The sequence below is a fragment of the Brevundimonas sp. genome, from assembly GCF_004210735.1.
In the GTDB taxonomy this organism is placed as follows: Bacteria; Pseudomonadota; Alphaproteobacteria; order Caulobacterales; family Caulobacteraceae; genus Brevundimonas.
The window spans coordinates 1-23219 of the sequence record NZ_SDZL01000037.1; the positions used below are offsets into that span (position 1 = coordinate 1).

Annotated in this window: 23 protein-coding genes; 19 read left to right on the forward strand and 4 right to left on the reverse strand. The window is 69.7% G+C overall.

Going from position 1 to position 23219, the window contains the following annotated elements; translation table 11 throughout:
• From EON91_RS09590 to EON91_RS09615, 6 genes are all read left to right on the forward strand, one after another.
• The coding region (locus EON91_RS09590; RefSeq protein WP_366250265.1) for a TonB-dependent receptor at window positions 1-2000 on the forward strand (2000 nt) is incomplete at its 5' end.
• Between the two features lie 169 nt (window positions 2001-2169).
• On the forward strand, window positions 2170-2781 hold the full coding sequence (locus tag EON91_RS09595) for a PepSY-associated TM helix domain-containing protein (RefSeq protein WP_292093954.1): 612 nt from the start codon (window positions 2170-2172) through the stop codon (window positions 2779-2781).
• A gap of 11 nt (window positions 2782-2792) precedes the next feature.
• Window positions 2793-3302, forward strand: a complete 510-nt coding sequence (locus EON91_RS09600; RefSeq protein ID WP_292093957.1) for a DUF2271 domain-containing protein — start codon at window positions 2793-2795, stop codon at window positions 3300-3302.
• Between the two features lie 11 nt (window positions 3303-3313).
• Window positions 3314-4114: a DUF4198 domain-containing protein gene (locus EON91_RS09605; protein WP_292093959.1), complete on the forward strand. Its 801-nt coding sequence runs from the start codon at window positions 3314-3316 to the stop codon at window positions 4112-4114.
• Between the two features lie 31 nt (window positions 4115-4145).
• The gene (locus EON91_RS09610; protein WP_292093962.1) at window positions 4146-5216 is read left to right on the forward strand and encodes an FAD:protein FMN transferase; all 1071 of its coding nucleotides are present in this window, start codon (window positions 4146-4148) and stop codon (window positions 5214-5216) included.
• On the forward strand, window positions 5213-6589 hold the full coding sequence (locus tag EON91_RS09615; protein WP_292093964.1) for a sulfite reductase subunit alpha: 1377 nt from the start codon (window positions 5213-5215) through the stop codon (window positions 6587-6589). The genes EON91_RS09610 and EON91_RS09615 overlap by 4 nt, the downstream gene beginning before the upstream one ends.
• On the opposite strand, the gene EON91_RS09620 is transcribed toward EON91_RS09615, so the two are convergent.
• Complete coding sequence (locus tag EON91_RS09620; RefSeq protein ID WP_292093967.1) at window positions 6586-7797, reverse strand: FAD-dependent oxidoreductase; 1212 nt, start codon at window positions 7795-7797, stop codon at window positions 6586-6588. The genes EON91_RS09615 and EON91_RS09620 overlap by 4 nt on opposite strands.
• Window positions 7798-7875: 78 nt before the next feature.
• On the opposite strand from EON91_RS09620, the gene EON91_RS09625 reads away from it, so the two are divergent.
• The 13 genes from EON91_RS09625 to EON91_RS09685 all read left to right on the forward strand — a co-directional run bounded on the left by EON91_RS09625 (window position 7876) and on the right by EON91_RS09685 (window position 20268).
• Complete coding sequence (locus EON91_RS09625) at window positions 7876-8160, forward strand: YerC/YecD family TrpR-related protein (RefSeq protein ID WP_292093970.1); 285 nt, start codon at window positions 7876-7878, stop codon at window positions 8158-8160.
• A 9-nt stretch (window positions 8161-8169) separates the two neighbouring features.
• Window positions 8170-9051 carry an ATP phosphoribosyltransferase gene (hisG, locus tag EON91_RS09630; RefSeq protein ID WP_292093972.1) on the forward strand — a complete coding sequence of 294 codons (882 nt, stop codon included), beginning with the start codon at window positions 8170-8172 and terminating at the stop codon, window positions 9049-9051.
• Complete coding sequence (gene hisD / locus EON91_RS09635; protein WP_292093974.1) at window positions 9051-10373, forward strand: histidinol dehydrogenase; 1323 nt, start codon at window positions 9051-9053, stop codon at window positions 10371-10373. The genes hisG and hisD overlap by 1 nt, the downstream gene beginning before the upstream one ends.
• Entirely contained in the window at window positions 10370-11803 is a 1434-nt protein-coding gene (gene hisB, locus EON91_RS09640; protein ID WP_292093976.1) for an imidazoleglycerol-phosphate dehydratase HisB, read from the forward strand. The genes hisD and hisB overlap by 4 nt, the downstream gene beginning before the upstream one ends.
• Window positions 11804-11969: 166 nt before the next feature.
• A complete protein-coding gene (hisH, locus tag EON91_RS09645; protein ID WP_292093979.1) occupies window positions 11970-12569 on the forward strand; it encodes an imidazole glycerol phosphate synthase subunit HisH in 600 nt (199 codons plus the stop codon).
• Window positions 12566-13300 (forward strand): 1-(5-phosphoribosyl)-5-[(5-phosphoribosylamino)methylideneamino]imidazole-4-carboxamide isomerase, encoded by a 735-nt coding sequence (gene hisA / locus EON91_RS09650; RefSeq protein WP_292093982.1) that lies wholly within the window; start codon window positions 12566-12568, stop codon window positions 13298-13300. Before hisH ends, hisA begins: the two co-directional genes overlap by 4 nt.
• On the forward strand, window positions 13297-14064 hold the full coding sequence (gene hisF / locus EON91_RS09655) for an imidazole glycerol phosphate synthase subunit HisF (protein WP_292093986.1): 768 nt from the start codon (window positions 13297-13299) through the stop codon (window positions 14062-14064). The genes hisA and hisF overlap by 4 nt, the downstream gene beginning before the upstream one ends.
• Complete coding sequence (hisIE, locus tag EON91_RS09660; RefSeq protein WP_292093987.1) at window positions 14061-14687, forward strand: bifunctional phosphoribosyl-AMP cyclohydrolase/phosphoribosyl-ATP diphosphatase HisIE; 627 nt, start codon at window positions 14061-14063, stop codon at window positions 14685-14687. The genes hisF and hisIE overlap by 4 nt, the downstream gene beginning before the upstream one ends.
• A gap of 43 nt (window positions 14688-14730) precedes the next feature.
• Window positions 14731-16191 (forward strand): glucose-6-phosphate dehydrogenase, encoded by a 1461-nt coding sequence (gene zwf, locus EON91_RS09665; protein ID WP_292093989.1) that lies wholly within the window; start codon window positions 14731-14733, stop codon window positions 16189-16191.
• Window positions 16192-16335: 144 nt separating this feature from the next.
• Window positions 16336-17043, forward strand: coding sequence for a 6-phosphogluconolactonase (gene pgl / locus EON91_RS09670; protein ID WP_292093992.1), 708 nt, complete (start codon window positions 16336-16338; stop codon window positions 17041-17043).
• On the forward strand, window positions 17043-18932 hold the full coding sequence (gene edd, locus EON91_RS09675) for a phosphogluconate dehydratase (protein ID WP_292093995.1): 1890 nt from the start codon (window positions 17043-17045) through the stop codon (window positions 18930-18932). Before pgl ends, edd begins: the two co-directional genes overlap by 1 nt.
• The gene (glk, locus tag EON91_RS09680; protein WP_292093997.1) at window positions 18932-19909 is read left to right on the forward strand and encodes a glucokinase; all 978 of its coding nucleotides are present in this window, start codon (window positions 18932-18934) and stop codon (window positions 19907-19909) included. Before edd ends, glk begins: the two co-directional genes overlap by 1 nt.
• Window positions 19910-19989: 80 nt before the next feature.
• The gene (locus EON91_RS09685; protein WP_292093998.1) at window positions 19990-20268 is read left to right on the forward strand and encodes a hypothetical protein; all 279 of its coding nucleotides are present in this window, start codon (window positions 19990-19992) and stop codon (window positions 20266-20268) included.
• A 95-nt stretch (window positions 20269-20363) separates the two neighbouring features.
• On the opposite strand, the gene EON91_RS09690 is transcribed toward EON91_RS09685, so the two are convergent.
• The 3 genes from EON91_RS09690 to EON91_RS09700 all read right to left on the reverse strand — a co-directional run bounded on the left by EON91_RS09690 (window position 20364) and on the right by EON91_RS09700 (window position 23215).
• On the reverse strand, window positions 20364-20711 hold the full coding sequence (locus EON91_RS09690; RefSeq protein ID WP_292094000.1) for a hypothetical protein: 348 nt from the start codon (window positions 20709-20711) through the stop codon (window positions 20364-20366).
• An 8-nt stretch (window positions 20712-20719) separates the two neighbouring features.
• The gene (gene hmgA / locus EON91_RS09695) at window positions 20720-22015 is read right to left on the reverse strand and encodes a homogentisate 1,2-dioxygenase (protein WP_292094002.1); all 1296 of its coding nucleotides are present in this window, start codon (window positions 22013-22015) and stop codon (window positions 20720-20722) included.
• Between the two features lie 93 nt (window positions 22016-22108).
• Entirely contained in the window at window positions 22109-23215 is a 1107-nt protein-coding gene (locus EON91_RS09700; RefSeq protein WP_292094005.1) for an acyl-CoA dehydrogenase, read from the reverse strand.
• Window positions 23216-23219: the final 4 nt, after the last annotated feature.

Consider the following 23219-nt stretch of genomic DNA (forward strand, 5'->3'; position numbering starts at 1 on the left):
CACCCGCCCCGCTTCCCGACGTGGTCGTCACCGCCGCGCGCCTGCCCCCGGCGGCGGGCGAGGCCGCCTTTTCAGTGATCCGGCTGGATGAAGCGGCGCTGTCGCGCGCCACCCGGCTGGACGAGGCGCTGGCCACCGTGCCTGCGGTCTCCCTGTTCCGCCGCACCTCCAGTCTGGCCGCCAACCCGACCACGCAAGGGATCAGCCTGCGCGCCATCGCCCCCTCGGGCGCGGGGCGGACGCTGGTGACGCTGGACGGCGTGCCGATGAACGATCCGTTCGGCGGCTGGGTCATCTGGTCCCAACTGGCGCCCGAGAGTCTGGAGAGCCTGGACATCGTGCGCGGCTCGGGCGCCGGGCCCTATGGCGCGGGCGCCCTGACCGGGGTGATCCAGTTGCGTGAGCGGGATCGCGGCGGGATGCTGGACGCCTCGCTGGCCGAGCGCGGCGGACGACGGCAGGCCGGATCGGGCGGGATGGACGCGGGTCCTGCGCGGCTGACCGGCTCGGTCCTGTATGACGCCACTGACGGTTATGTCCCTGTGCGCGGCGCGACGGCGGGCGAGGCGGACACTCCGCTGGATCTGACCGCGAAAAGCGCCGCCCTGCGCGCGGACGTCCCGTTTGGCGACGCGGCCCTGTCGCTGCGCGCAGGCGTCTATGACGAAACCCGCGGCGCGGGCCTGGACGGCGCGCGCGCCGAGGCGTCCGGCCATGTCCTGTCGGCCACCGCCGCCCGCGCGCCGGACGGCCAAGATTATGGCTGGCGGGTGCAGATCTGGCGGCGCGAGAGCGACTTCGCCAACACCTCGGTCTCGGTCGAGCCTGACCGTTCCGGGACCACCCTGACCAACGACCAGTTCCGAACCCCCGCGACAGGTTGGGGCCTGAACCTGGCTCTGCGGCGCGGCGAACAGCGGCTGGGCGGCGGTCTGCTGGAATGGGAGCTGGGCGCTGACGGCCGGTTCAACGAAGGCGAGACCAACGAATATTTCAGTCTGGCCACCGCCACGCCGCGCGTCCGCCGCGCGGGCGGCGAGACGTCCGTCGCGGGCGCCTATGCCGAGGGCTCCTGGCGGCGCGACGTCTGGCTGGTTGCGGGCGGACTGCGACTGGATCGCTGGGGGAACACCGGCGGTTTCCGGCAGGAAGAGTTCAGGGATACGGGCGTCCCTATCCTGAATGAAAGCGACCCCCAGCGGTCCGGTCATGTGGTCAGTGCGCGGCTGGCTGCGCGGCGGTCGTTCGTCGACGGCCACGCCGTGCGCGCCGCCGCCTATTCCGGTTTCCGCCCGGCCACGCTGAACGAGCTGCACCGCCCGTTCCGCGTCGCCAACGACCTGACGGAAGCCAATGCCGCACTGTCGCCCGAACGCCTGTCCGGTGTGGAGATCGGAGCGTCGTTCGAAGCCCGCCATGCGTCATGGGGCGCGACCGTGTTCTGGAACCGGATCGAGGATGCGATCGTCAACGTCACCATCGGCGAAGGCCCGGCGGTCTTTCCCCGGGCGGGGTTTGTCCCCGCCGGCGGCGTGCTGCGCCAGCGCCAGAACGCCGGAACCATCGACGCCGTCGGGGTCGAACTGAACGCCCGCCTGAACCTGACCGATGTCCTGACCGTCACGGGCGCCGTTTCAATCACCGACGCCCGCATGGACGGCGGCGATCAGGCGGCCCAGCTGACCGGCCTGCGCCCGGCGCAGGCGCCGATCTGGAGCGCCAATGTGGGCGTCGACTGGCGCGCCTCAGACCGCCTGACCCTGTCCGCCCGCGCCCGCTATGAAAGCAAACGGTTCGAGGATGACCTGAACAGCCGCGTGCTGGATGACGCCGTCACCCTGGACGCCCGCGCCGACTGGCGGCTGACGCCCCGGGCGGCCCTGTGGCTGGCGGCCGACAATCTGTTCGACGCCGAGGTCGAGGTGTCAGAGACTGGAACCGGGGTCGCTGGCTACGGCGCGCCCAGAACAGTCAGCGCGGGCGTCACCCTGACCTACTGATGGCGCTTCGGCCCATGAAAGCCGTCCCGGATCAGAGGCTCCAGTCCCGAAACCGCGACGATCCGTCCCGGAAACGGTATTGCAAATCGTTCGCAACGGAGGCACAGGCTTCAGCGTGACCGAAGCCGCCGCTCCTTCCCCGAAAGCCGCTCGCCCGCCGAAGGCGTCGATGAACGGCGCGCGATCGTTCTGGCTGAAACAACTGCACAGCTGGCACTGGATCTCGGCGGCCGTCAGCCTGATCGGCCTGATCCTGTTCGCGGCGACCGGCGTCACCCTGAACCACGCCGCCCAGATCCCGGCCGAGCCGGTGACGCAGGAACGGACCGCCGACCTGCCCGCCCCGCTGCTGGAACGGCTGACGACCTTCCCCGAAGAAACCACCGATCCCGTCCCCGACGCCGTCGCCCGCTGGGCGACCGAGGCGCTGGATGCGCGGATCGCCGGCCGCCCGTCCGAAACCACGCCGGAAGAAGTTTATGTCGCTCTGGCCACGCCCGGCGGCGACGGCTGGCTGACCATCGACCGCGCCACCGGCGAGGCCGTGCACGAGACGACGACGCGCGGCTGGATCGCCTACCTCAACGACCTGCACAAGGGTCGGAACGCGGGCGTGGTCTGGTACTGGTTCATCGACGTCTTCGCCGTGGCCTGCCTGGTCTTCGCCCTGACCGGTCTGGCCCTGCTTTGGCTGCACGCCCGGGGCCGCCCCTCGACCTGGCCGCTGGTCGGGCTGGGGCTGCTGATCCCCGTCATCATCGCCCTGATCTTCATTCACTGAGGAGACCTTCGTTGCGTTCGCTTCCCCTCGTTCTGACCACCGCCGCAGCGGGCGTCATCGCCGCCCCCGCGATGGCGGCCGATCTGACCGTCTCGGTCGAGATTCCGCGCATCGCCAGCGCCTCGTACCACCGCCCCTATGTGGCCATGTGGATCGAGCGCGCGGACCAGACCAACGCCCAGACATTACAGGTCTGGTACGACATGAAGCTGGCCAATGAAGAGGGCAAGGACTGGCTCAAGGATCTGCGTACCTGGTGGCGCAAGGGAGGCCGCGCCCAGGCCATGCCGGCTGACGGCATTTCCGGCGCCACGCGCGCGCCCGGCCGCCAGACCGTGACCATCCCCGCCGCCCGTCTGCGCAACCTGCCCGCCGGACAGTATACGCTGGTCGTCGAAGCCGCCCGCGAACTGGGCGGTCGTGAGGCCGTGCGCGTTCCCTTCCGCTGGGGCGCGGCCAACACCGCCGACGCCGCCGGCTCTACCGAACTGGGCGCCGTGCGCGTCACCGTCTCCCGCTAAGGATCATACCCATGAAGAAGACGTTCGCCCTTGTGGCCCTGACCGCCGCCCTGACTGCCCCGCTGTCGGCCCAGGCCCACCGCGCCTGGCTGGCCCCGACCTCGACCGTGCTATCGGGTTCGGACGCCTGGGTCGGTTTTGACGCCGGCATGTCCAACGGGGTGTTCATCCCCGATCACGCCGCCATGCGCATGGACGGCCTGACCATCATCGCGCCGGACGGTTCGGCCGGCTCGGCCGAGAACCTGCATCAGGCGAAATACCGCTCGTCCTTCGATCTGCACCTGACCCAGCCGGGCACGTGGCGCGTCGCCAACGTCGGTTCGGGCTTCATCGCCAACTACACCCTGAACGGCGAGCAGAAGCGCTGGCGCGGGGCCGAAGCCGATTTCCCGGCCGCCATCCCGGCGGGCGCCACCGACGTCCGGCCCACCCGCGCCAGCAGCCGCACCGAGACCTTCGTCACCCTGGGCGAACCCAGCGAAACCGCCCTGGCGCCCACGGGCAAGGGTCTGGAACTGGTCCCCGTCACCCACCCGAACGATCTGGTCGTCGGCGAAGCGGCCAGCTTCAAGCTGCTGCGCGACGGCCAGCCCGCCTCGGACGTCGAGGTCACGGTGGCGCGCGGCGGCACGCGCTATCGCGACAATCCTGAAGAGACCACGGTCAAGACCGGCGCGGACGGCGCCTTCTCGATCACCTGGTCGCAGGCCGGCCTCTACTGGCTGGGCGCCTCGGTCCGCACGCCGGGCGTCGACGGCCAGCCGGCCTCGAACGCCTCGTACAACCTGGCGCTCGAAGTCCTGCCCTGATCGCCAGAAGCCTGAAGTCAAAGAGCGTCCGATGTCCAAGGGATCCCGCGCAGCGCCGCCGCCCGTCGCCGTTTCCAGCGGCGCGGATCGGGCTGACAACCGCGTCCTGATCCCGCCGATGTCGGGCGCCCCGGCCCGGCCGCCCAGCGATCTGGTCTGGGCGCTGGACGGCGAAGCCATGGGCACAACCTGGTCGGTCCGACTGGTTCCGTCACCAGGCACGGATCAGGCCGCCTTGCAGGCCGCCGTGCAGGAAGAACTGGACGCCATCGTCGCCCTGTTCAGCCACTGGGATCCGCGCAGCGAACTGTCACGCTTCAACAACGCGCCCGAGGGATCGTGGCAGGTGTCGGAGCCGTTCTGGGACTTCCTGAACACCGTCATGGACCTGGGCGACGAGACCAACGGCGCGGTCGATCCGACCCTGGGCGCCCTGGTCGATCTGTGGGGATTTGGCCCGCCTGGCCCGCGCCCCGACGCCGACCCCATCCCCTCGGACGAGGCCATCGAGACGGCGCTGAAGGTCAGCGGCTGGGGCCGCCTGCGGCTGGACCGCGACCATCGCGGCGTCCGCCAGCCGGGCGGCATGCGGCTGGACCTGTCGGGTCTGGCCAAGGGTCACGCCGTGGACCGCGTATCCGACCGTCTGATCCGCGAAGGCGCGACCTCGCATCTGGTCGAGATCGGCGGCGAGCTGAAGGGCGGGGGGGTCAAGCCGGACGCCCAACCCTGGTGGGTCGAGCTGGAGCAGCCGCCGGAATCCAGCGCCCCGCGCACCGTAGTCGCCCTGTATGATCTGGCCGTCGCCACTTCGGGCGACTATCGCCGGGCCTTCAGCTATCAGGGTCGCCTGTATCCCCACACCATCGACGGCTCCACGGGACGGCCGGTGGACAATGGCCTGAGTTCGGTCACGGTGCTGCACCCCTCCGCCCTGCACGCCGATGCCTACGCTACCGCGCTGACGGTCATGGGGCCATTCGAAGGACCCGAATACGCCGAGGCGCTGAACCTGGCTGCCTGTTTCGTCGAGCGGACCCCGCGCGGTCTGGTGGAGCGCATGACCCCCGCCTTCGCCGCCATGCTGGACGAGGGCGCGTGACCACAGACGTAATGCGCTGGCTGTGGGCGGCCATCGCGGTCGCCCTGTGGCTGGGCCTGATCGGTCTGGTCGTCGCCCGCGTTCGAGCGACCCGGCGTGCCGACGCGGCCAAGGCCAGCGCCCTGTCAGGAAGCGCGGACGGCGACGCCGTGCTGGTCGCCTTCGCCAGCCAGACCGGCTTTGGCGAAGAGCTGGCCTGGATGACCGCACGCGCCCTGACCGAGGCCGGGACGCCCGCCCGCATCCTGTCTTTCGCCGACCTGGACACCGCCGCGCTGAAGGTCGCGTCGCGCGCCCTGTTCGTCGCCGCCACCACCGGCGAGGGCGACGCCCCCGACAGCGCCGCCCGCATGGTGCGCCGCCTGATGGCCGCGCCCACCGATCTGTCGCATCTGTCCTATGGCGTGCTGGCGCTGGGGGATCGAGGCTATGACGATTTCTGCGGGTTTGGCCATGCTGTCGAGCGCTGGCTGCGCGCGTCCGGCGCCGAGCCCCTGTTCGATACGGTCGAGGTGGACGACGGTTCCGCCGCCGACATCCGCCACTGGCAGCACAATCTGAACCAGCTGACCGGCGCCACCGCCGCGCCCGACTGGTCGCCGCCCGCCTATGACCGCTGGGCCCTGGTCGAGCGGGAGTTGCTGAATCCCGGCAGCCCCGGCGGTCCGGCCTGGCGTCTGGCGTTCGCCCCGATCGACCACACGCCGTCGTGGGAGGCGGGCGACATCGCCGAGATCGGTCTGCCCGCGCATGAGGGCGAGCCCGCGCCGGGCGCCCGCGAATATTCGGTCGCCTCCCTGCCGTCGGACGGCCGGGCCGAGTTCCTGATCCGCCTGATGAGGCGCCCGGACGGAACGCCGGGCCTGGCGTCCGGCTGGCTGACCCAGACGCTGGACGTGGGCGAGACCGTGGACATGCGTGTCCGCACCAACCGCAGTTTCCATGCGCCCCCGCCCCAGGCTCCGATGATCCTGATCGGCAACGGCACGGGCATCGCCGGCCTGCGCAGCCACCTGAAGGCCCGTGCGCGGGAGCCTCGCACCGGCGGCGCCTGGCTGTTGTTCGGGGAGCGGACCCTGGCCTACGACGCCTTCTTCGACGATGAGCTTCAGGCCTGGATGGCGTCCGGCGTCCTGACCCGACTGGACCGCGCCTTCTCGCGCGACGGAACCGAAAAACTCTATGTTCAGGCCCTGGTCGCCGAACACGCCCGCCCCCTCGCCGACTGGGTCGAACGCGGCGCCTGCATCTATGTCTGCGGCAGCCTGGAAGGCATGTCGCGCGGTGTCCACGCGGCGCTGGAGGCTGTGCTGGGCGAAGAGACCCTGCAGGCCCTGACGGAATCCGGCCGTTATCGCCGCGACGTGTACTAGGCCGCCGCGACCGCCTTCATCGACACTGCGACATCGGCCAGTTTCGCCACGTCGATCGGCGTCCCTTTTGCAATCAGCTGGCGGCCGCCCATGAACTCGGCCGGGGCGTTGACCGCCTCGACGCAGACGATCATGTCACCCTTCAGGTGGAAAACGGCGAAGCCGCCATCGCCTTCCGGATCGCCGCGCACCACCTGCCGGTCGGCGTCGAACGGCAGGCCTGCGATCTGCAGCTTCACCTCGTACTGGTCCGACCAGAACCACGGGACCTCGGCCGCCGGAGACGCCCGGCCGACGATGGCCGCCGCCGCCTGTTTGGCCTGCTCCAGCGCATTGGGCACGCTCTCCAGACGATGCATCCGCCCGCCGTGGATCGGCACCGGCCGATGGGTCACGTCGCCGATGGCGTAGATCGACGGGTCGGACGTGCGGGCCGTCTCGTCCACCACCACGCCGTTGTCGATCGCCAGGCCCGCCGCGCGCGCCAGGTCGTCACGCGCCAGGGCGCCGACGCCCACCAGCACCGCGTCCGACGCGATCAACCGACCGTCGGACAGCCGCACGCCCGCATCCTCGAACCCCGTCACCTCGGCTCCGGTGATGATCTCGACGCCCTCGGCCCGGTGCCGACGCGTGAAGAAGCCAGACAGGGTCGCCGACGCCACGCGCGCCAGCACCCGGTCCATCCGCTCGATCACCACCGCCTCGGCGCCCAGGGCGCAGGCCGAGGCCGCCGCCTCCAGCCCCACATAGCCGCCGCCGACGACGGCCAGCCGCTTGCCCGGCTTCAGCGCGGCCTTCAGCCGCCCGGCGTCATGCAGGGTGCGAAGCTCCAGCAGATCCGGCCGGCCCGCACCGGGGATCGCCAACTTCCGCGCCGTCGATCCGGTCGCCAGGATCAGCGCGTCGTAAGTCTCGACCGCCCCGTCGGCGAAGGTCACGGTCCGGGCCGCCGCATCGATCGCCGTCGCCGTCACCCCGGTGCGCAGGTCGATAGCCTGTTCGGCGTAGAAGCTCTCGGGTCGCAGCAACAGATCCTCCAGACCCGCCTCGCCCTTCAGCCAGGCCTTGGATAGCGGCGGCCGCTGATACGGCGGAGCCGGCTCCTCGCCCGCCAGCACGATGGCGCCCTCGAACCCATACTGCCGCAGCAGCGCCGCCGCCGAGCCCCCCGCGTGTCCCGCGCCGATGATCAGAACCTTGGTCATGCTTGGCAGATAGAGCGGACTCGACCTTTGCGCCACACCCCCTTGACCGTTCCACTGTTACAGCATAGTGAAACACACATGACACCACCCGCCGCCCGCGACGCCCTGTATGACGCGCTTCTCGCCCTGAAGTCGCGCGAGGAGGTCGATGCCTTTCTGACCGATCTGTGCACCCCGGCCGAGTTGCGCGCCTTCGCCGAGCGGTGGCAGGTCGCCCGGCTGCTGGACGGGGGCGGCAAGTCGTATCGCGAGATCGCGGCCGAGGCGCACGCCAGTCCAACCACCGTCGTCCGCGTCGCCCGCTATCTGAAAGACATGCCGCATCAGGGCTACCGCCTGGTGCTGGATCGACTGAAAGCCTGAGTTGAGATCATGAGTACGGTTCAGGGGCGGCTGCGCATCGCCGTCCAGAAATCCGGCCGGCTGGCCGACCGCAGCCTCGACCTGGTCCGCGACGCGGGCCTGCGCGTGGTCAAGGGAAACAACGACCTGCTGTACCGGGTCGAAAACTATCCCATCGACCTGCTGCGGGTGCGCGACGACGACATCCCGACCTTCGTGGCGGACGGCGTCTGCGACCTGGGCATCGTCGGCGAGAACGTGCTGGAGGAGGTCCGCAACGGCGGGCCGAACGCCGAGGTCGTGATGCCCCTGGGCTTCGGCCGCTGCACGCTGAAGGTCGCTGTGCCGCCCACGCTGGACTACGCCGGCCCCCAGTCGCTGGACGGGCTGCGCATCGCCACCTCCTATCCGAAGATCCTCCGCCGCTGGCTGAACGACCACGACGTGCGCGCCGACATCGTCACCATGCGCGGCGCGGTCGAGGTCGCCCCCCGGCTGAAACTGGCCGCCGCCATCTGTGATCTGGTCTCGACCGGCGCGACGCTGGAGGCCAACGGCCTGAAGGCGCAGGAGACGGTGCTGGACAGCCAGGCGGTGCTGATCCGCTCGCCCGTGGCGCCGGAGCCCGGCCTGCAACATCTGCTGGACAGCATCATCGAGCGGATGAGCGGCGTGGTCGCCTCTCAGGGGGCCAAATACGTGATGTTGAACGCCCCACGCTCGGCGCTGGAAGCCATTACCGCCATCCTGCCCGGCGCGGGGTCGCCGACCGTCATGCCGCTGTCCGGACGCGACGACGCGGTCGCCGTCCACGCCGTGTGTCAGGAGGCGGTGTTCTGGGAAACGCTGGAACGGCTCAAGGCCGCCGGCGCCTCGGCCATACTCGTTCTGCCCATCGAGAAGATGATGTGATGACTGCGCTGTTCGGAGACATCATCGACTGGACCGCGCTGGACGAAACGGGCCGCAAGGCCGCGCTGGCCCGCCCCGCCCGCCGCACCGAGGCTGCCGTGAGCGACGGCGTGCGCGCCATCCTGGACGACGTGCGCACACGCGGCGGCGCGGCCGTGACCGACTGGGCGGTGAAGCTGGACGGCGCCGCGCCGCGCCGCATCGCTCTGAACGAGGCGACCGTCCGCGACGCGCGGAGCGCCCTGCCGCCCGCCGCCATGCGCGCCCTGCGGGTCGCCGCCGACAACATCCGCGTCTTTCATCAGGCGACCCGGCCCGAGGACACGCCCTGGATCGAGACGACGCCCGGCGTGAGGTCTAAGTTGGTCTGGCGGCCCATCGCCTCGGCTGGCCTCTATGTCCCGGGTGGCACGGCGCCGCTGTTCTCATCGCTGATGATGCAGGCCATCCCGGCCCAGGTGGCGGGCGTCGCATGTCGCGTCGCCATCACCCCGCCGGGCAAGGACGGCGGCGTCCACCCGGCCATGATCGTCGCGGCCGCCGAGGCGGGGCTGGACGACCTGTGGCTGATCGGCGGGGCCCAGGCGATCGCCGCCCTGACCTTTGGCGCCGAACTGGACGACGGCGTCATCGCGCCGGTCGGCAAGCTGTTCGGCCCCGGCAACGCCTGGGTGGCCGAGGCCAAGAAGCAGGCGTCCGTCCTGCCGCGCGGACCCGCCGTCGACATGCCCGCCGGTCCGTCCGAACTGATGGTGATCGTCGATCGCGACGCTGCGCCCGAGATCGTCGCCGCCGACCTGCTGAGCCAGGCCGAACACGACGCCGATGCCCAGGTCGTGCTGGTCTCCACCAGCCGCGCCACCATCGGCTATATCCTGAGCGAGGTGGAGGCGCAGCTGGCGACCCTGCCGCGCGAGGCCACCGCTCGCGCCTCGCTGGCCGCCGCCCGCGCCGTGTTGGTCCGCGACCTGGACACGGCCTGCGAGGTCGCGAACCTGTATGGCCCCGAACACCTGTCGCTTCAGGTGGAAGAAGCCGAAGACCTGGTGGATTCCATCTTCGCGGCCGGGGCGATCTTCGTCGGTCGCCACGCCGCCGAAACCCTGGGCGACTATGCCGCCGGGCCCAGCCACGTCCTGCCGACCGACGGCGCGGCACGTACTGTGGGCGGCATTACCACCGCCAGCTTCATGACCTCCATGTCGGTTCAGATCGCGACCGGGGCCGGCGCCCAAGCCCTGGCTCCCATCGCCGCCCTGCTGGCGCGGCTGGAAGGGCTGGAGGCCCACGCCCGGGCGGCGGATCTGAGGTCGGCGTCATGACCCTGCCCGCCCCGTGGCCGCCGCTCGTCTCAAACGGCGAGGGTCTGGAGCGCTATCCTTCCATGCCCGCCGTCCTGGCCGCGCGCATGGCGGACGTCTATGGGGCCGCGCCCGAGCAGGTGTTGCCCGTGCGCGGCCTGACCCACGGTCTGGAGCTGGTCTGGCGCCTGTGCGCCCGCGACCGACTGGCGGTGCAGTCGCCCGACGCCGCCCCCTATCAGGACATCGCCGACCTCTACGCCCGCCCGGCCGATGATGCGGAAACCGGCGCGGTCGTGATCCGCGCCATCGGCTCGCCCGAGGCCGTGGCCGAGATGGCCGAACGGGTCGCGCCCGCCCTGCTCATCGTCGATGAAGGACTGGTCGAGTTCGCCGACGCCCCATCGGCCGTATCCCTGATCGGCGCCCATGCCAATCTGGTGGTGCTGCGCAGCCTGTCGCTGGCCTATGGGTTGGCCGGCGCCCGCATCGGCGCGGCCCTGGCCCAGACGCAGACGCTCGCCCGGCTGGCCTCGGCGCTGGAGCCCTATGCCGTTCCCGAGGTGTCGATCCGGCTGGCGCTGCAGGCGCTGGACCCGTCGCGGATGATCGAGACGGCCGAACGCATCGCCGGGGTCCGCCGCGAACGCGACCGTCTGGTCACCGCCCTGTCCCGCATCATGCCGGTAGAGCCGGGGGTCGGCCCGATCATCATGGGTCGCCCGTCCGATCCGGCGGATATCCTCGAGGCCCTGCGCCGCTATGGCGTCAGCGCCGAAACGGCGGGCGACCGCCTGCGCCTGCCGGTCGCGCTGAAGGCCGAGGTCAACGACCGGCTTCTGGCAGCGCTGGAGATTGCGCCCGCGCGCGTCCGTCCCGCCCGCACCGGTCAGGCCGTGCGCGACACGAAGGAGACCAGCATCGTCTGCGCCGTTGATCTGGACAACCCCGGCCCCGTGACCATCGCCACCGGCGTCGGCTTCTTCGATCACATGCTGGAGCAGGTCGCGGCCCACGGCGGCTTCGCCATCCGCCTGTCGTGCGAGGGCGACCTGCACACCGACCCGCACCACACCATCGAGGACAGCGCCATCGCCCTGGGTCAGGCGCTGAAGGCGGCGCTGGGCGAGCGGCGCGGCATCGCCCGCTACGGCTTCGTCCTGCCGATGGACGAGGCCGAGGCCAGGGTGTCGATCGACCTGTCCGGTCGCCCCTATCCGCTGTTCGAGGGCACGTTCGCGACGCCCTTCATCGGCGACTACCGGACCGATCTGACCGCCCATGTCGTCCGCTCGCTGGCCGAGGCCATGGGCGCGGCGATCCATGTGGCCGTCACCGGCGACGACGACCACCACAAGACCGAAGCCGTTTACAAGGCGCTGGGCCGCGCCCTGCGTCAGGCCATTCGGGTGGAGGGCGAAGCTGTGCCCTCGACCAAGGGGGTGCTGTGATGGGCGCGTCCATTTCCCTTCTCCCCTCGGGGGAGAAGGTGGCTTGCGGAGCAAGACGGATGAGGGGGCTGCCGGCCACACCCTCGACATCAAGCCGTCTGCCCGCTGACAGAGCCCCCTCATCCGAGCGGCTCCGCCGCCCACCTTCTCCCCCGAGGGGAGAAGGATGAGTTGGGTCACCCTGATCAGTTACGGCGCGGGCAACGTCGCCTCGGTGCGGTTCGCGCTGGAGCGGCTGGGCGCGCGCGTGCGGATCACCGACGATCCGGCCGATGTGCTGGACGCCGAGCGGGTCATCCTGCCGGGCGTCGGCGCCGCCGCCTATGCGATGCAGCGGCTCCAGACGCTGGATCTGGTCACGGCCCTGCGCGCCTTTCCGCGGCCGCTGCTGGGCGTCTGCCTGGGCCAGCAGTTGCTGTTCAGCAGTAGCGCCGAGGGCGACACCGAAATGCTCGACATCATCCCCGGCCGGGTTGAACCGATCGTTCCCGCCCCCTCACGGCCCTCGCCGCACATGGGCTGGAGCCGTCTGTCGATCCGCCGCGACGATCCGCTGCTGGACGGCGTCCGCGACGGCGACTGGGCCTATTTCGTCCATGGCTACGTCTGTCCCGACGGGCCCGCGACCCTGGCCACCGCAGACTATGGACTGACCGTCCCCGCCGTGGTGCGCGACGCCAACCGGTGGGGCTGCCAGTTCCACCCCGAACGTTCGGCCGCCGCCGGCGCCCGTATCCTGAAGAATTTCCTCGAGCTGCCCGCATGATCGTCTATCCCGCCATCGACCTGAAGGACGGCGTCTGTGTGCGGCTGATGCACGGCGATTTCGACCGGGTGACGCAGTATGACGACGTCCCCGCTGTCCGCCTGGCCGCCTTCGCCGCCGAAGGCGCGCGGTGGGTTCACATCGTCGATCTGGACGGCGCGCGCGAGGGTCGGGCGGTCCAGCACAGCCTGATCAGCGAACTGGCCGGCGTCGTGGCGGTGAAGATCCAGTCCGGCGGCGGCGTGCGCTGCGAGGACGATCTGCGCCGCCTGCTGGACGCGGGCGTCAGTCGGGTCGTGGTGGGTTCGCTGGCCGTCACCCGGCCCGACGAGGTGCTGGCCTGGCTGGACCAGTTCGGGTCCGAGGCCATCACCCTGGCGCTGGACGTGAAATACGAGGACGACGTGCCCGTTCCCGCCCTGAAGGGCTGGACCCAGTCGGCGGGCGTCGATCTGTGGACCGTGCTGAACCGTTATCCGCCCGCCCTGCTGCGCCATGTGCTGATCACCGACGTGGGCCGTGACGGCGCCCTGACAGGCCCCAATCTGGACCTGCTGGCCGAGGCCCGGGTTCGCCGTCCGGATCTGAAGGTCCAGGCCTCGGGCGGGGTCGCTTCGCTGGACGACCTGATCGCCGCCCGCGATCTGGGCTGCGACGGCGCCATTGTCGGCCGGGCGATCTATGAGGGCCGATTCACCGTGGCCGAAGCGCTCAAGGCCGTCGATCAATGACGGCCCGGCGGATCATCCCCTGCCTGGACGTCAAGGACGGTCGCGTGGTCAAGGGTGTGCGGTTCGAGGGCCATGTCGACATGGGCGACGCCGCCGAACTGGCCGCCCGCTATCGCGACGCGGGCGCCGACGAACTGGTCTTCTACGACATCACCGCCAGTCCCGAGGGACGCACGCTGGACTATGGCTGGGTCGCCGACATCGCCCGGCTGCTGGACATCCCCTTCTGCGTCGCCGGGGGCGTCCGCTCCGTCGACCAGGCCGCGCGTTGCCTGGACCACGGCGCGGACAAGGTGTCGATCAATTCCCCCGCCCTGGAACGCCCCGACCTGATCGGCGAAATGGCCGAGCGGCTGGGTCGCCAGTGCGTCGTCCTCGGCGTCGACAGCGCCTTTCAGGACGGCGACTGGCGCGTCCACCAGTACACCGGCGACCCGGACGCCCGGCGCGGTGCGAACCGCCTGACCATGGACTGGATCATGGAGGCGCAAGGTCTCGGCGCCGGCGAGATCGTGCTGAACTGCATCGACCAGGACGGGGTCCGGCGCGGCTATGACATCGCCCAGTTGAATGAGGCGCGCAGACGCCTGACCATCCCGCTGGTCGCCTCGGGCGGCGCGGGCGCCCCCGAGCATTTCCGCGACGTGTTCGAACAGGCCGATGTGTCCGGCGCTCTGGCGGCCAGCGTCTTTCACTCGGGCGCGATCACCGTGCCGGACCTCAAGCGATATCTGGACGCCCAGGGCGTAGAGGTGCGGATATGACCCTCGACCTCTCCATCCTCGACTTCGCCAAGAGCGGCGGCCTGATCCCGGCCGTGGTTCAGGACGCCGACACCCTGCAGGTGCTGACGCTCGCCTATATGGACGAGGCGGCGCTGCGCGAGACGCTGGAGAGCGGTCAGGCGACCTTCTTCTCGCGCTCTCGCGGCGGGCGATGGAGGAAGGGCGAAACTTCGGGCGATTTCCTGAACGTGGTCTCCGTCACGCCCGACTGCGACGGCGACGCGGTGGTGGTGAAGGTGCGGCCGGTCGGGAACGCGTGCCACCTGAACCGCATCAGTTGCTTCGGCGACGAGGACGCGCCGGGCCTGGGCCGCATCGGCCGACTGGAGCGCACCATCGCCGCCCGCGCCGCCGACGACCCGTCCGACAGCTGGACCGCGCGCCTGCTGGCCGAGGGGCCCAAACGCATCGCCCAGAAGGTGGGCGAGGAAGGCGTCGAGACTGCGCTGGCCGGCGTTGCGGGCCCGGATTCGGAACTCGCCGCCGAGGCGGCGGATTTGGTCTATCATCTGCTGGTCCTGCTGCGGGCGCGTAACATGGTGTTTCAGGACGTGCTCGACGTGTTGGCTCATCGGGCGGAAGCGGCCAAAGACACAGGCTGACAAACGGTCCCGCTTCCGGGACGGCTCAGGCGAGGAGGCCCGGATGGCGGCGCTCATTCTGTTCGGCGGTGGCGGTGACCTGGCCATGCGGATGCTGCTGCCCTCGCTCTACTTCCTTGAGCACGACGGCCTGCTGCCCGAGGGGCTCAAGATCATCGGCGCCGCCCGCTCGGGCGAGAGCGCCGCGGAATATGTCGCCAAGGTGCATGAGGCGGTGAAGGCCCGGGCCGAGGCCGACGGCGGCTGGGACGAAGACAGCTGGGCGCGGATGAAGGCGCGCCTCGACTATCTGGCCGTGGACGCCACCAGCGCCGACAGCCTGAAACCGCTGAAGGACAAGGTCGGGGACGGCGAGGTCACCTCGTTCCTGGCCGTCTCGCCCTCGCTCTATGGCCGCATCGTCACGGCGATGAAGGCGGCGGGTCTGGCCGAGAAGAACTGCCGCATCGTGCTGGAAAAGCCGGTGGGTCGCGACCTGAAGTCGTTCCTTGAGATCGACGACGCCGTGGCCCACGCCTTCGACGAGCGTCAGGTGTTCCGCATCGACCACTATCTGGGCAAGGAGACGGTCCAGAACCTGATCGCCCTGCGCTTCGGCAACACCATCTTCGAGCCGCTGTGGAACAACCTGACCATCGACCACGTCCAGATCACGGTGGGCGAGACGGTCGGCGTCGGCGACCGCTGGCCCTATTACGATGAGTACGGCGCCCTGCGGGACATGCTGCAGAACCACATGCTGCAGTTGCTGTGCCTGGTCGCGATGGAGCCGCCCAGCGACCTGGATCCGGACTCCGTCCGCAACGAAAAGGTCAAGGTGCTGCGCAGCTTGCGCCCCATCACGCATGAAGAGGCCGAGCGCGTCACCGTGCGCGGCCAGTACGTCGCGGGCGTCAGCGAAGGGAAACCGGTTACGTCCTATGCGGAAGAGCGCGGCCAGGCGTCCGACACCGAAACCTTCGTCGCCATCCGCGCCGACATCGACAACTGGCGCTGGGCAGGCGTGCCCTTCTTCATGCGCACCGGCAAGCGCCTGCCGGAAAAGCGCACTGAGATCGTCATCCAGTTCAAGCCGGTGCCCCACTCCATCTTCGACCACGGCGACCGGGGCGACATCCAGGCCAACCGCATGATCATCGAACTGCAGCCCGAGGAAGACATCTCGCTGTCGGTCATGAACAAGAAGCCGGGGCTGGATCAGCGCATGCAGTTGCAGCCGATCCAGATGAGCCTGTCCTGGGGCCAGAACGGAAAAGACGCCGCCGCCCCACGCCGTCGCATCGCCTATGAGCGGCTGCTGCTGGACGCGCTGAAGGGCGACAGCACACTGTTCGTCCGCCGGGACGAGGCTGAACAGGCCTGGAAATGGGTCGATGAGGTCGCCGAGGCCTGGGCCGATGCGGACTTCAAGCCTCACGATTACGCCCCCGGAACCTGGGGCCCGGAAACCGCCGACCTGCTGCTGTCGCGGACAGGCCGGGAATGGAATGTGCGCGATGCATAACTCTCATCCGCTCATCCCCGCGGAGGCGGGGACCCAGTTCTTTGGCGACACGCGCCGCGGCTTCAACTTGGCCCGGAAAGCCGCCGTCCATCAGATGGCTCAAGCCTGGGTCCCCGCCTCCGCGGGGATGAGCGGGGAGTTGTCATGACCGCCATCGAAACCTTCCCCACCAGCAGTGCCTGGGCTGAGGCCTGCGCCGCGCGACTGGGCGAAAGCCTGGAGGCCGCCGTGCTGGAACAAGGGCGCGCCGTCTTCGCCGGGTCCGGCGGGTCGACCCCGTCGCCCATCTACGCCGAGATGGCGCGCATGACGCTGGACTGGGACAAGGTCGTCGTCACCCTGATCGACGAGCGCTATGTGCCCGAAAGCTCGGCCGACTCGAACGCGACCCTGATCAAGCGGACCCTGATGACCGGCCCGGCCGCCGCCGCGCGTTTCGTGCCGCTGTACACGCCCGCCGTCACCGTGGACCGCGCTGCGGCCGAGGCGACGAAGGCGCTGGCGGCGGAAGGCGGCAGGCTGGACGCCGTCCTGCTGGGTATGGGCGAGGACGGGCATATCTGCTCGATGTTCCCGCACAGTCCCACGCTGAAGACCCTGCTGACGCCGACGTTGTCGCCCGCCGTGCTGGGCGTGCCGCAAGGGCGAGACGGCATGGCGCCGTCGCTGGAACGCCTGTCGATCAACCTGCCTTATCTGATCCAGGCCCGCCGTGTGATCTTGGCCCTGACCGGCGCCAAGAAGCGCGAGGTGTTCGAGGCTGAGGCGGCGGGCGATCCGCGCGTCCAGCCTATCGCCGCCCTGATCGCGGCCCATGTTCCGCTCGAAGTCCTCTGGACGGAGAAGCCCTGATGACCAAACTGAACCCCGTCGTGGCCGAGGTCACCGACCGCATCATCGCCCGCAGCCGCGCCACCCGCGCCGACTATCTGCGCCGCATGGACTTCGCCCGCGACAACAGCCCCGGCCGCTCCAAGCTGTCCTGCGCCAACTGGGCCCACGCCTTCGCCGGTCAGACGGTGGCGGACAAGCTGACGGCCATGTCGGGCAAGCAGCCGAACATCGGGATCGTCACCGCCTACAACGACATGCTGTCGGCCCATCAGCCGTTCGAGCGTTTCCCCGGCCTGATCCGCGAGGCGACGCGTGAGGTCGGCGCGACAGCCCAGGTGGCGGGCGGAACACCCGCCATGTGCGACGGCGTCACCCAGGGCCGACCGGGCATGGAGCTGTCGCTTTTCAGCCGCGACGTCATCGCCATGTCCACCGGCGTCGCCCTGACCCATGACGCCTTCGACGCGGCCCTGATGCTGGGCGTCTGCGACAAGATCGTGCCGGGCCTGTTCATGGGGTCGCTGGCGTTCGGACACTTGCCGGTCGTCTTCGTACCCGCCGGGCCGATGCCGTCGGGCATCCCCAACGCCGAGAAGGCCCGCGTCCGCGCCGAATACGCCCAGGGCAATGTGGATCGCCAGACCCTGCTGGATAGCGAGATCGGCAGCTATCACTCGCCCGGCACCTGCACCTTCTACGGCACCGCCAACTCCAACCAGATGATGATGGAGCTGGTCGGCTTGCACCTGCCCTCGACCGCCTTCGTCCACCCGGACACCGGCCTGCGCGACGCCCTGACGAAAGCCGCCGCCAGACGCGCGGTTGAACTGGCTCGCGACGGGTCGTGCCGCATGGCCGACGTCGTGGACGAGAAGTCGATCGTCAACATGATCGTCGCCCTGCTGGCCACTGGCGGTTCGACCAACCACGCCATCCATCTGGTCGCCATGGCGCGGGCGGCGGGGGTGCTGATCGACTGGACCGACATGGATCAGCTATCCTCGGCCACGCCGCTGCTGGCGCGTGTCTATCCGAACGGCTCGGCCGACGTGAACGCCTTCCAGGCGGCGGGCGGCGTCGCCTTCGTGGCCCGCGAACTGGCCCAGGCGGGCATCCTGCACACCGACGTGACCACCGTCATGGGCCGGGGGCTTGAGCCCTATTTCAAGGAGCCGATGATGGTCGACGGCGAATTGGTCTGGAAGGACGGCGTGGCCGAAAGCCTGGATCGCGACATCCTGCGGCCCGCCTCGGACCCGTTCCAGAAAGACGGCGGCCTGCGCCTGGTCCAGGGCGATCTTGGCCGCGCGGTCATCAAGGTCTCGGCGGTCAAGCCCGAGAACCGCATCGTCGAAGCCCCCGCCGCCGTGTTCGAAACCCAGGAAGACGCCCTGCAGGCCTTCAAGGACGGCAAGCTGGACCGCGACGTGGTCGTGGTGCTGCGCTTCCAGGGGCCCAGCGCCAACGGCATGCCGGAACTGCACAGCCTGTCGCCCGCCCTGTCGGTGATTCAGGATCGCGGCTTCAAGGTCGCCTTCGTCACCGACGGCCGCATGTCCGGCGCCAGCGGCAAGACGCCTGCCGCAATTCACGTCAGCCCCGAAGCCCTGGTCGGCGGTCCGCTGGCCCACGTCGTCGACGGCGACATCATCCGTCTGGACGCCGAGGCCGGGACCCTGACCACGGTCGGCGTGGATCTGGCCGCCCGTCCGGCGGCGCACCGGTCCGACACCCATGCCGACGGATCGTCCTGGGGTTATGGCCGTGAACTGTTCGGCGCCTTCCGCCACGTGGTCTCGACGGCCGAGGAGGGCGCCAGCGTCTGTTTCGCCGTGCCGACCGGCGGCCGCGCCCACAACGATACCCCGCCCAACCCCAATTTCGTTGACCGCACGGTGGACGCCTGATGCCCCATACCGATCCCCGCACCCTGCTCGTCGGCGATGTCGGCGGCACCAACGCCCGTTTCGCCATCGCTCGCATGGTGGATGGCAAGCCGGTTCTGGAGCATCACGAGAGCTTCCCCGCTGAACAGTATCCGACCTTCCTGAAGGGAGTGCAGGCCTTCCTTGACGGTTGCGAGGTTAAGCCGACGGGCGGCGTCATCGCCGTGGCCGGACCGGTCACCGACGGCGCCATCGACCTGACCAATTCGCCCTGGCAGGTGTCGGAACAGGAGCTGGGGACGCTGGGCTTGAACCCGGTCAAGCTGATCAACGATTTCGAGGCGCTGGCCTGGGGCGCGCCCATCGTGCCCGAAGACCAGCTGGAAAGCCTGGGCGGCCCCGTCGACGGCGATCCCCATTCGACCGTCGCCGTGCTGGGTCCCGGCACCGGCTTCGGCGTCTCGGCCCTGGTGCGCGACGCGCATGGGAAGGAGATGGCCATGCCGTCAGAGGGCGGCCACGCCTGTTTCCCACCCGGCGATGCGGTCGAGGACGAAATCCTGCGCATCCTTCGCCGCCGCTATGACCGCGTCTCGATCGAGCGGCTGATCTGCGGGCCCGGCCTGCTGAACATGCACCGCGCCCTGGCCGAGATCGAAGGGCGCGAAACCCATATCGACGACCCGGCCGAGATCACCGAAACCGCCCTGCGCGATCCCAACAGCCCCTGCGGCGCCACCCTGGCCCGGTTCTGCGCCATCCTGGGCGCCGTGGCGGGGGACATCGCCCTGACCACCGGCGCGCGCGGGGGCGTCTATATCGCCGGCGGCATCGTCCCGCGCATCCTGCCCTTCATCAAGGCCAGCCCGTTCCGTCAGCGGTTCGAGCGCAAGGGGCGGTTCAAGGATTATATGGCCGGGATCCCGACCAAGGTGATCCTGCACAAACACGCCGCCCTGCTGGGCGCGGCCCGGGTCGCCTTCGCCGAAGGCGGCTGAAAGACGGCGAAATGTCACGGCGGCGTGAACCATCCGTGAGTGGCGGCGTTATCGCCTCACCACTTTGGAAGGAAACATCCATGCGTAAACTGGTTATCGCCTCGATCGCCGCCGCCGCCTTCGCCGGTCTCGCCGCCTGCGGTGAAAGCGCCGCCGACAAGGCCGCCGAACAAAAGGCCGACGCCCTGGAAGCCCAGGCCGCCGCGACCCCGAATGAAGCTCAGGAACAGGCCCTCAACGCCGAGGCCGACCGTATCGAGCAACAGGCCGGCAACGCCGACGGCGGCATGACGACCCAGAACACGCCCAGCACCTCGCCCTCGACCGGCGCGGCGGGCACGACGACCCCGGCCCAATAAGCCGACCGTCAAGATAGACGAAGGCCCCCGCCGCTCACGCGACGGGGGCCTTTTTCTGTGCCTCGCCTCCCCCGCGTTCGGCGGGAGGGCTCATGTCAGTCGATGCAGATCGCCGCGTCGGCCTTGCCGTCCTCGACGCGGGTGAAGCAGCCGAAGCGGTCGCTGTTGGCCTGGCACTGGCCGGTCACGGCTTGGCCGGCTTCCAAGGTTTCCTCACCGGCATAGCGGCATTCGCCCTCGCAATCGTCGCTGTCGCGGCAGACCTTGCCCGCATCCGAGTACGACAGGACACAGGCCGGCGCCTGCAGACGGCCGACCGGGCCCCACTCGCCGCCCGCCGCGCGGCACGCCTCGGCCGTGCGGATCGGCGCATTGGCGTCGCCGCCCTCGGTCGCCGGAGCGCAGGCGGCCAGCATCAGGATCGCGCCGGTGAGCGCGGTCAAACGTTTGATCAATCGATCCTCCCCTTTTCAAAACCGGACCAGACGTCGTCATAGTCCAGCTGCATCTGCGGTGACGTTTCAGCCCATTTCGTGACGCGAATCGGCATCCGGGTCTCGAACATGAAGGCCAGGGTCTTATCGATCTTGACCGGTTTCAGTTCCGCCTTGGTCGCCCCCTCCCAGCTGGCCTGATCCGGGCCGTGGCCGCTCATCCGGTTGTGCAGGCTGGCGCCGCCGGGGGCGAAGCCGCCCGCCTTGGCGTCGTACTCCCCCGTGATCAGCCCCATGAACTCGCTCATGACGTTGCGGTGGAACCACGGCGGACGGAAGGTGTCCTCGGCCACCATCCAGCGCGGCGGGAAGATGACGAAATCGCAGTTGGCCGTCCCTGGCGTGTCGCTGGGCGAGGTCAGCACGGTGAAGATCGACGGATCCGGGTGGTCGAAGCTGACCGTGCCGATGGTGTTGAACCGCGCCGTGTCATAGCGGCAAGGCGCATAGTTTCCGTGCCACGCCACCACGTCCAGCGGGCTGTGGTCAAAGGTCGTGGCCCACAGGCGGCCGCCGTATTTCTGGATGCACTGGGTCGGGCGATCCACGTCTTCGAACCAGGCGACCGGCGTTTCGAAGTCACGCGGATTGGCCAGCCCGTTCGAACCGATCGGCCCCAAATCCGGCAGGCGGAACGGTGCGCCGTAATTTTCGCAGATGTATCCGCGAACCGCCCCCTCGACCTCGACCCGGAAGCGGACGCCGCGCGGAATGACGACGATGTGGCCCGGCTGGGCCTCGATCACGCCCAGTTCGGTGACGAACCGCTGCGCCCCCTCCTGAGGCACGATCAGCAACTCGCCGTCGGCGTCATAGAAGACCCGGTCGACCATCGAGCGGTTGGCGACATACAGGTGGATGCCAACGCCGGTCCCGGAATCGGCGTCGCCGTTCCCGCCATAGGTGGCCAGCCCCTCGACCCAGTCGGTCGGCGCATCCGGCATCGGCAGCGGATCCCAGCGCATCCGGTTGGGATTGGGCGCCGTCTCGTCGAACGGGCCGGAACGCACGCGCCCCTGCGTGAACGGCGCATACGGCCCATGCTGCGCGGACGGCCGCAGGCGATACAGCCAGCTGCGGAAATTATGGTCGCGCGGCGCGGTGAAGGCCGTGCCCGACAACTGTTCCGCATACAGGCCCAGCGCGGGCCGCTGCGGCGAGTTCCGCCCTTTCGGCAAGGCCCCGGCCACAGCCTCGGTCGCGAAATGATTGCCGAATCCGGTCTGATAGAGGGGCGCGTTGGATCGCGTCATGGTCGTTGTCTCCCTTGGCGGGAGGTTTAGGCGGTCCTTCGCGGCCCGTCACCCCGGACAACCACAGCTTTGCGATGGATCAAATCCAATCGGTCAGAACCCCTGACTGCGCGCCAGACGTTCGGCGTGGAAATGGGCGTCGCCCAGCAGTTCGTTCAAAACCCGCACCCGCTTCATGAACAGGCCGACATCGAACTCGTCGGTCATGCCGACGCCGCCGTGCATCTGCACTGCCTCCTGCACCGCCAGTTCGGCGACGCGACCGGCCTTGGCCTTGGCGATCCCGGCAGCCAGTTCGGCGTCCTCGCGGCCCGCGTCGATGGCCTGTAGCGCGCCCAGGGTCGCGGCGCGCGCCAGCTCCAGCTCGGTGAACAGATGCGCCGCCCGGTGTTGCAGGGCCTGGAACTCGCCGATCAACTTTCCGAACTGCTTGCGGGTGCGCAGATACTCCAGCGTGATCTTGAACGCCTGATCGCCCGCGCCCGTCAGACCGGCCGCCGCGCAGGCCCGGCCCAGCGTCAGGGCCGCATCCAGCGCCGCCTGCCCGCCGACCACCGCATCGGCATCCACCCGCACGTCGTTCAGCGTCAACCGCGCGGCGTTGTGCGCATCGACCATCGCCGTTCGCTCGACCGTCACGCCCGCCGCCTTCGGGTCAACCAGGAACAGGCTGACGCCCTCATCCGTGCGCGCGGCGACGATCAGCGCATCCGCGATGTGGCCGTCCAGCACAAAGCCCTTGGCGCCGTTCAGGCGGAAACCGTTGCCGTCCCGCTCGGCCGATGCCGCGATCCGTGCTGGGGCGTGTTTCGCCCCCTCGTCCACGGCCAGCGTCACGATCGCCTCACCCGCTGCGATGCGGGGCAGCCATTCGGCCTGCACCCCTTCGGGGGCCGTCTTCAGCGCCGTCGCCGCCAGCACCGCCGACCCCATGAAGGGCGAGGGCGTCAACGTCCGGCCCAGGCTTTCGGCGATCACGCCTGCTTCGACCGCGCCCAGCCCCGCGCCGCCCTGCGCCTCGGGGATCAGCACGCCCGCGAAGCCCATCTCGCCGAACGCCCGCCACAGGTCGCGCGACACCCCGTCCGCATCGCGTTCATCCCGCAGCTTGCGCAGATGGGCGATGGGCGCGTGCTCGCTCAGAAAGCCGTCGGCGGCCTCCTGCAGCATCGTCTGCTCTTCAGTCAGGATCAGGGGCATGGGC

What these genes read in the sequence shown, in the direction of transcription:
- zwf (WP_292093989.1), top strand. Translation starts at nt 14,731, where the DNA reads ATGGCGGCGCTCATTCTGTTCGGCGGTGGCGGTGACCTGGCCATGCGG.
- hisG (WP_292093972.1), top strand. Translation starts at nt 8,170, where the DNA reads ATGAGTACGGTTCAGGGGCGGCTGCGCATCGCCGTCCAGAAATCCGGC.
- EON91_RS09610 (WP_292093962.1), top strand. Translation starts at nt 4,146, where the DNA reads ATGTCCAAGGGATCCCGCGCAGCGCCGCCGCCCGTCGCCGTTTCCAGC.
- EON91_RS09700 (WP_292094005.1), bottom strand. Translation starts at nt 23,215, where the DNA reads ATGCCCCTGATCCTGACTGAAGAGCAGACGATGCTGCAGGAGGCCGCC.
- pgl (WP_292093992.1), top strand. Translation starts at nt 16,336, where the DNA reads ATGACCGCCATCGAAACCTTCCCCACCAGCAGTGCCTGGGCTGAGGCC.
- EON91_RS09620 (WP_292093967.1), bottom strand. Translation starts at nt 7,797, where the DNA reads ATGACCAAGGTTCTGATCATCGGCGCGGGACACGCGGGGGGCTCGGCG.
- hmgA (WP_292094002.1), bottom strand. Translation starts at nt 22,015, where the DNA reads ATGACGCGATCCAACGCGCCCCTCTATCAGACCGGATTCGGCAATCAT.
- hisB (WP_292093976.1), top strand. Translation starts at nt 10,370, where the DNA reads ATGACCCTGCCCGCCCCGTGGCCGCCGCTCGTCTCAAACGGCGAGGGT.
- hisH (WP_292093979.1), top strand. Translation starts at nt 11,970, where the DNA reads ATGAGTTGGGTCACCCTGATCAGTTACGGCGCGGGCAACGTCGCCTCG.
- EON91_RS09625 (WP_292093970.1), top strand. Translation starts at nt 7,876, where the DNA reads ATGACACCACCCGCCGCCCGCGACGCCCTGTATGACGCGCTTCTCGCC.
- edd (WP_292093995.1), top strand. Translation starts at nt 17,043, where the DNA reads ATGACCAAACTGAACCCCGTCGTGGCCGAGGTCACCGACCGCATCATC.
- EON91_RS09685 (WP_292093998.1), top strand. Translation starts at nt 19,990, where the DNA reads ATGCGTAAACTGGTTATCGCCTCGATCGCCGCCGCCGCCTTCGCCGGT.
- glk (WP_292093997.1), top strand. Translation starts at nt 18,932, where the DNA reads ATGCCCCATACCGATCCCCGCACCCTGCTCGTCGGCGATGTCGGCGGC.
- hisD (WP_292093974.1), top strand. Translation starts at nt 9,051, where the DNA reads ATGACTGCGCTGTTCGGAGACATCATCGACTGGACCGCGCTGGACGAA.
- EON91_RS09595 (WP_292093954.1), top strand. Translation starts at nt 2,170, where the DNA reads ATGAACGGCGCGCGATCGTTCTGGCTGAAACAACTGCACAGCTGGCAC.
- hisA (WP_292093982.1), top strand. Translation starts at nt 12,566, where the DNA reads ATGATCGTCTATCCCGCCATCGACCTGAAGGACGGCGTCTGTGTGCGG.
- EON91_RS09605 (WP_292093959.1), top strand. Translation starts at nt 3,314, where the DNA reads ATGAAGAAGACGTTCGCCCTTGTGGCCCTGACCGCCGCCCTGACTGCC.
- hisF (WP_292093986.1), top strand. Translation starts at nt 13,297, where the DNA reads ATGACGGCCCGGCGGATCATCCCCTGCCTGGACGTCAAGGACGGTCGC.
- hisIE (WP_292093987.1), top strand. Translation starts at nt 14,061, where the DNA reads ATGACCCTCGACCTCTCCATCCTCGACTTCGCCAAGAGCGGCGGCCTG.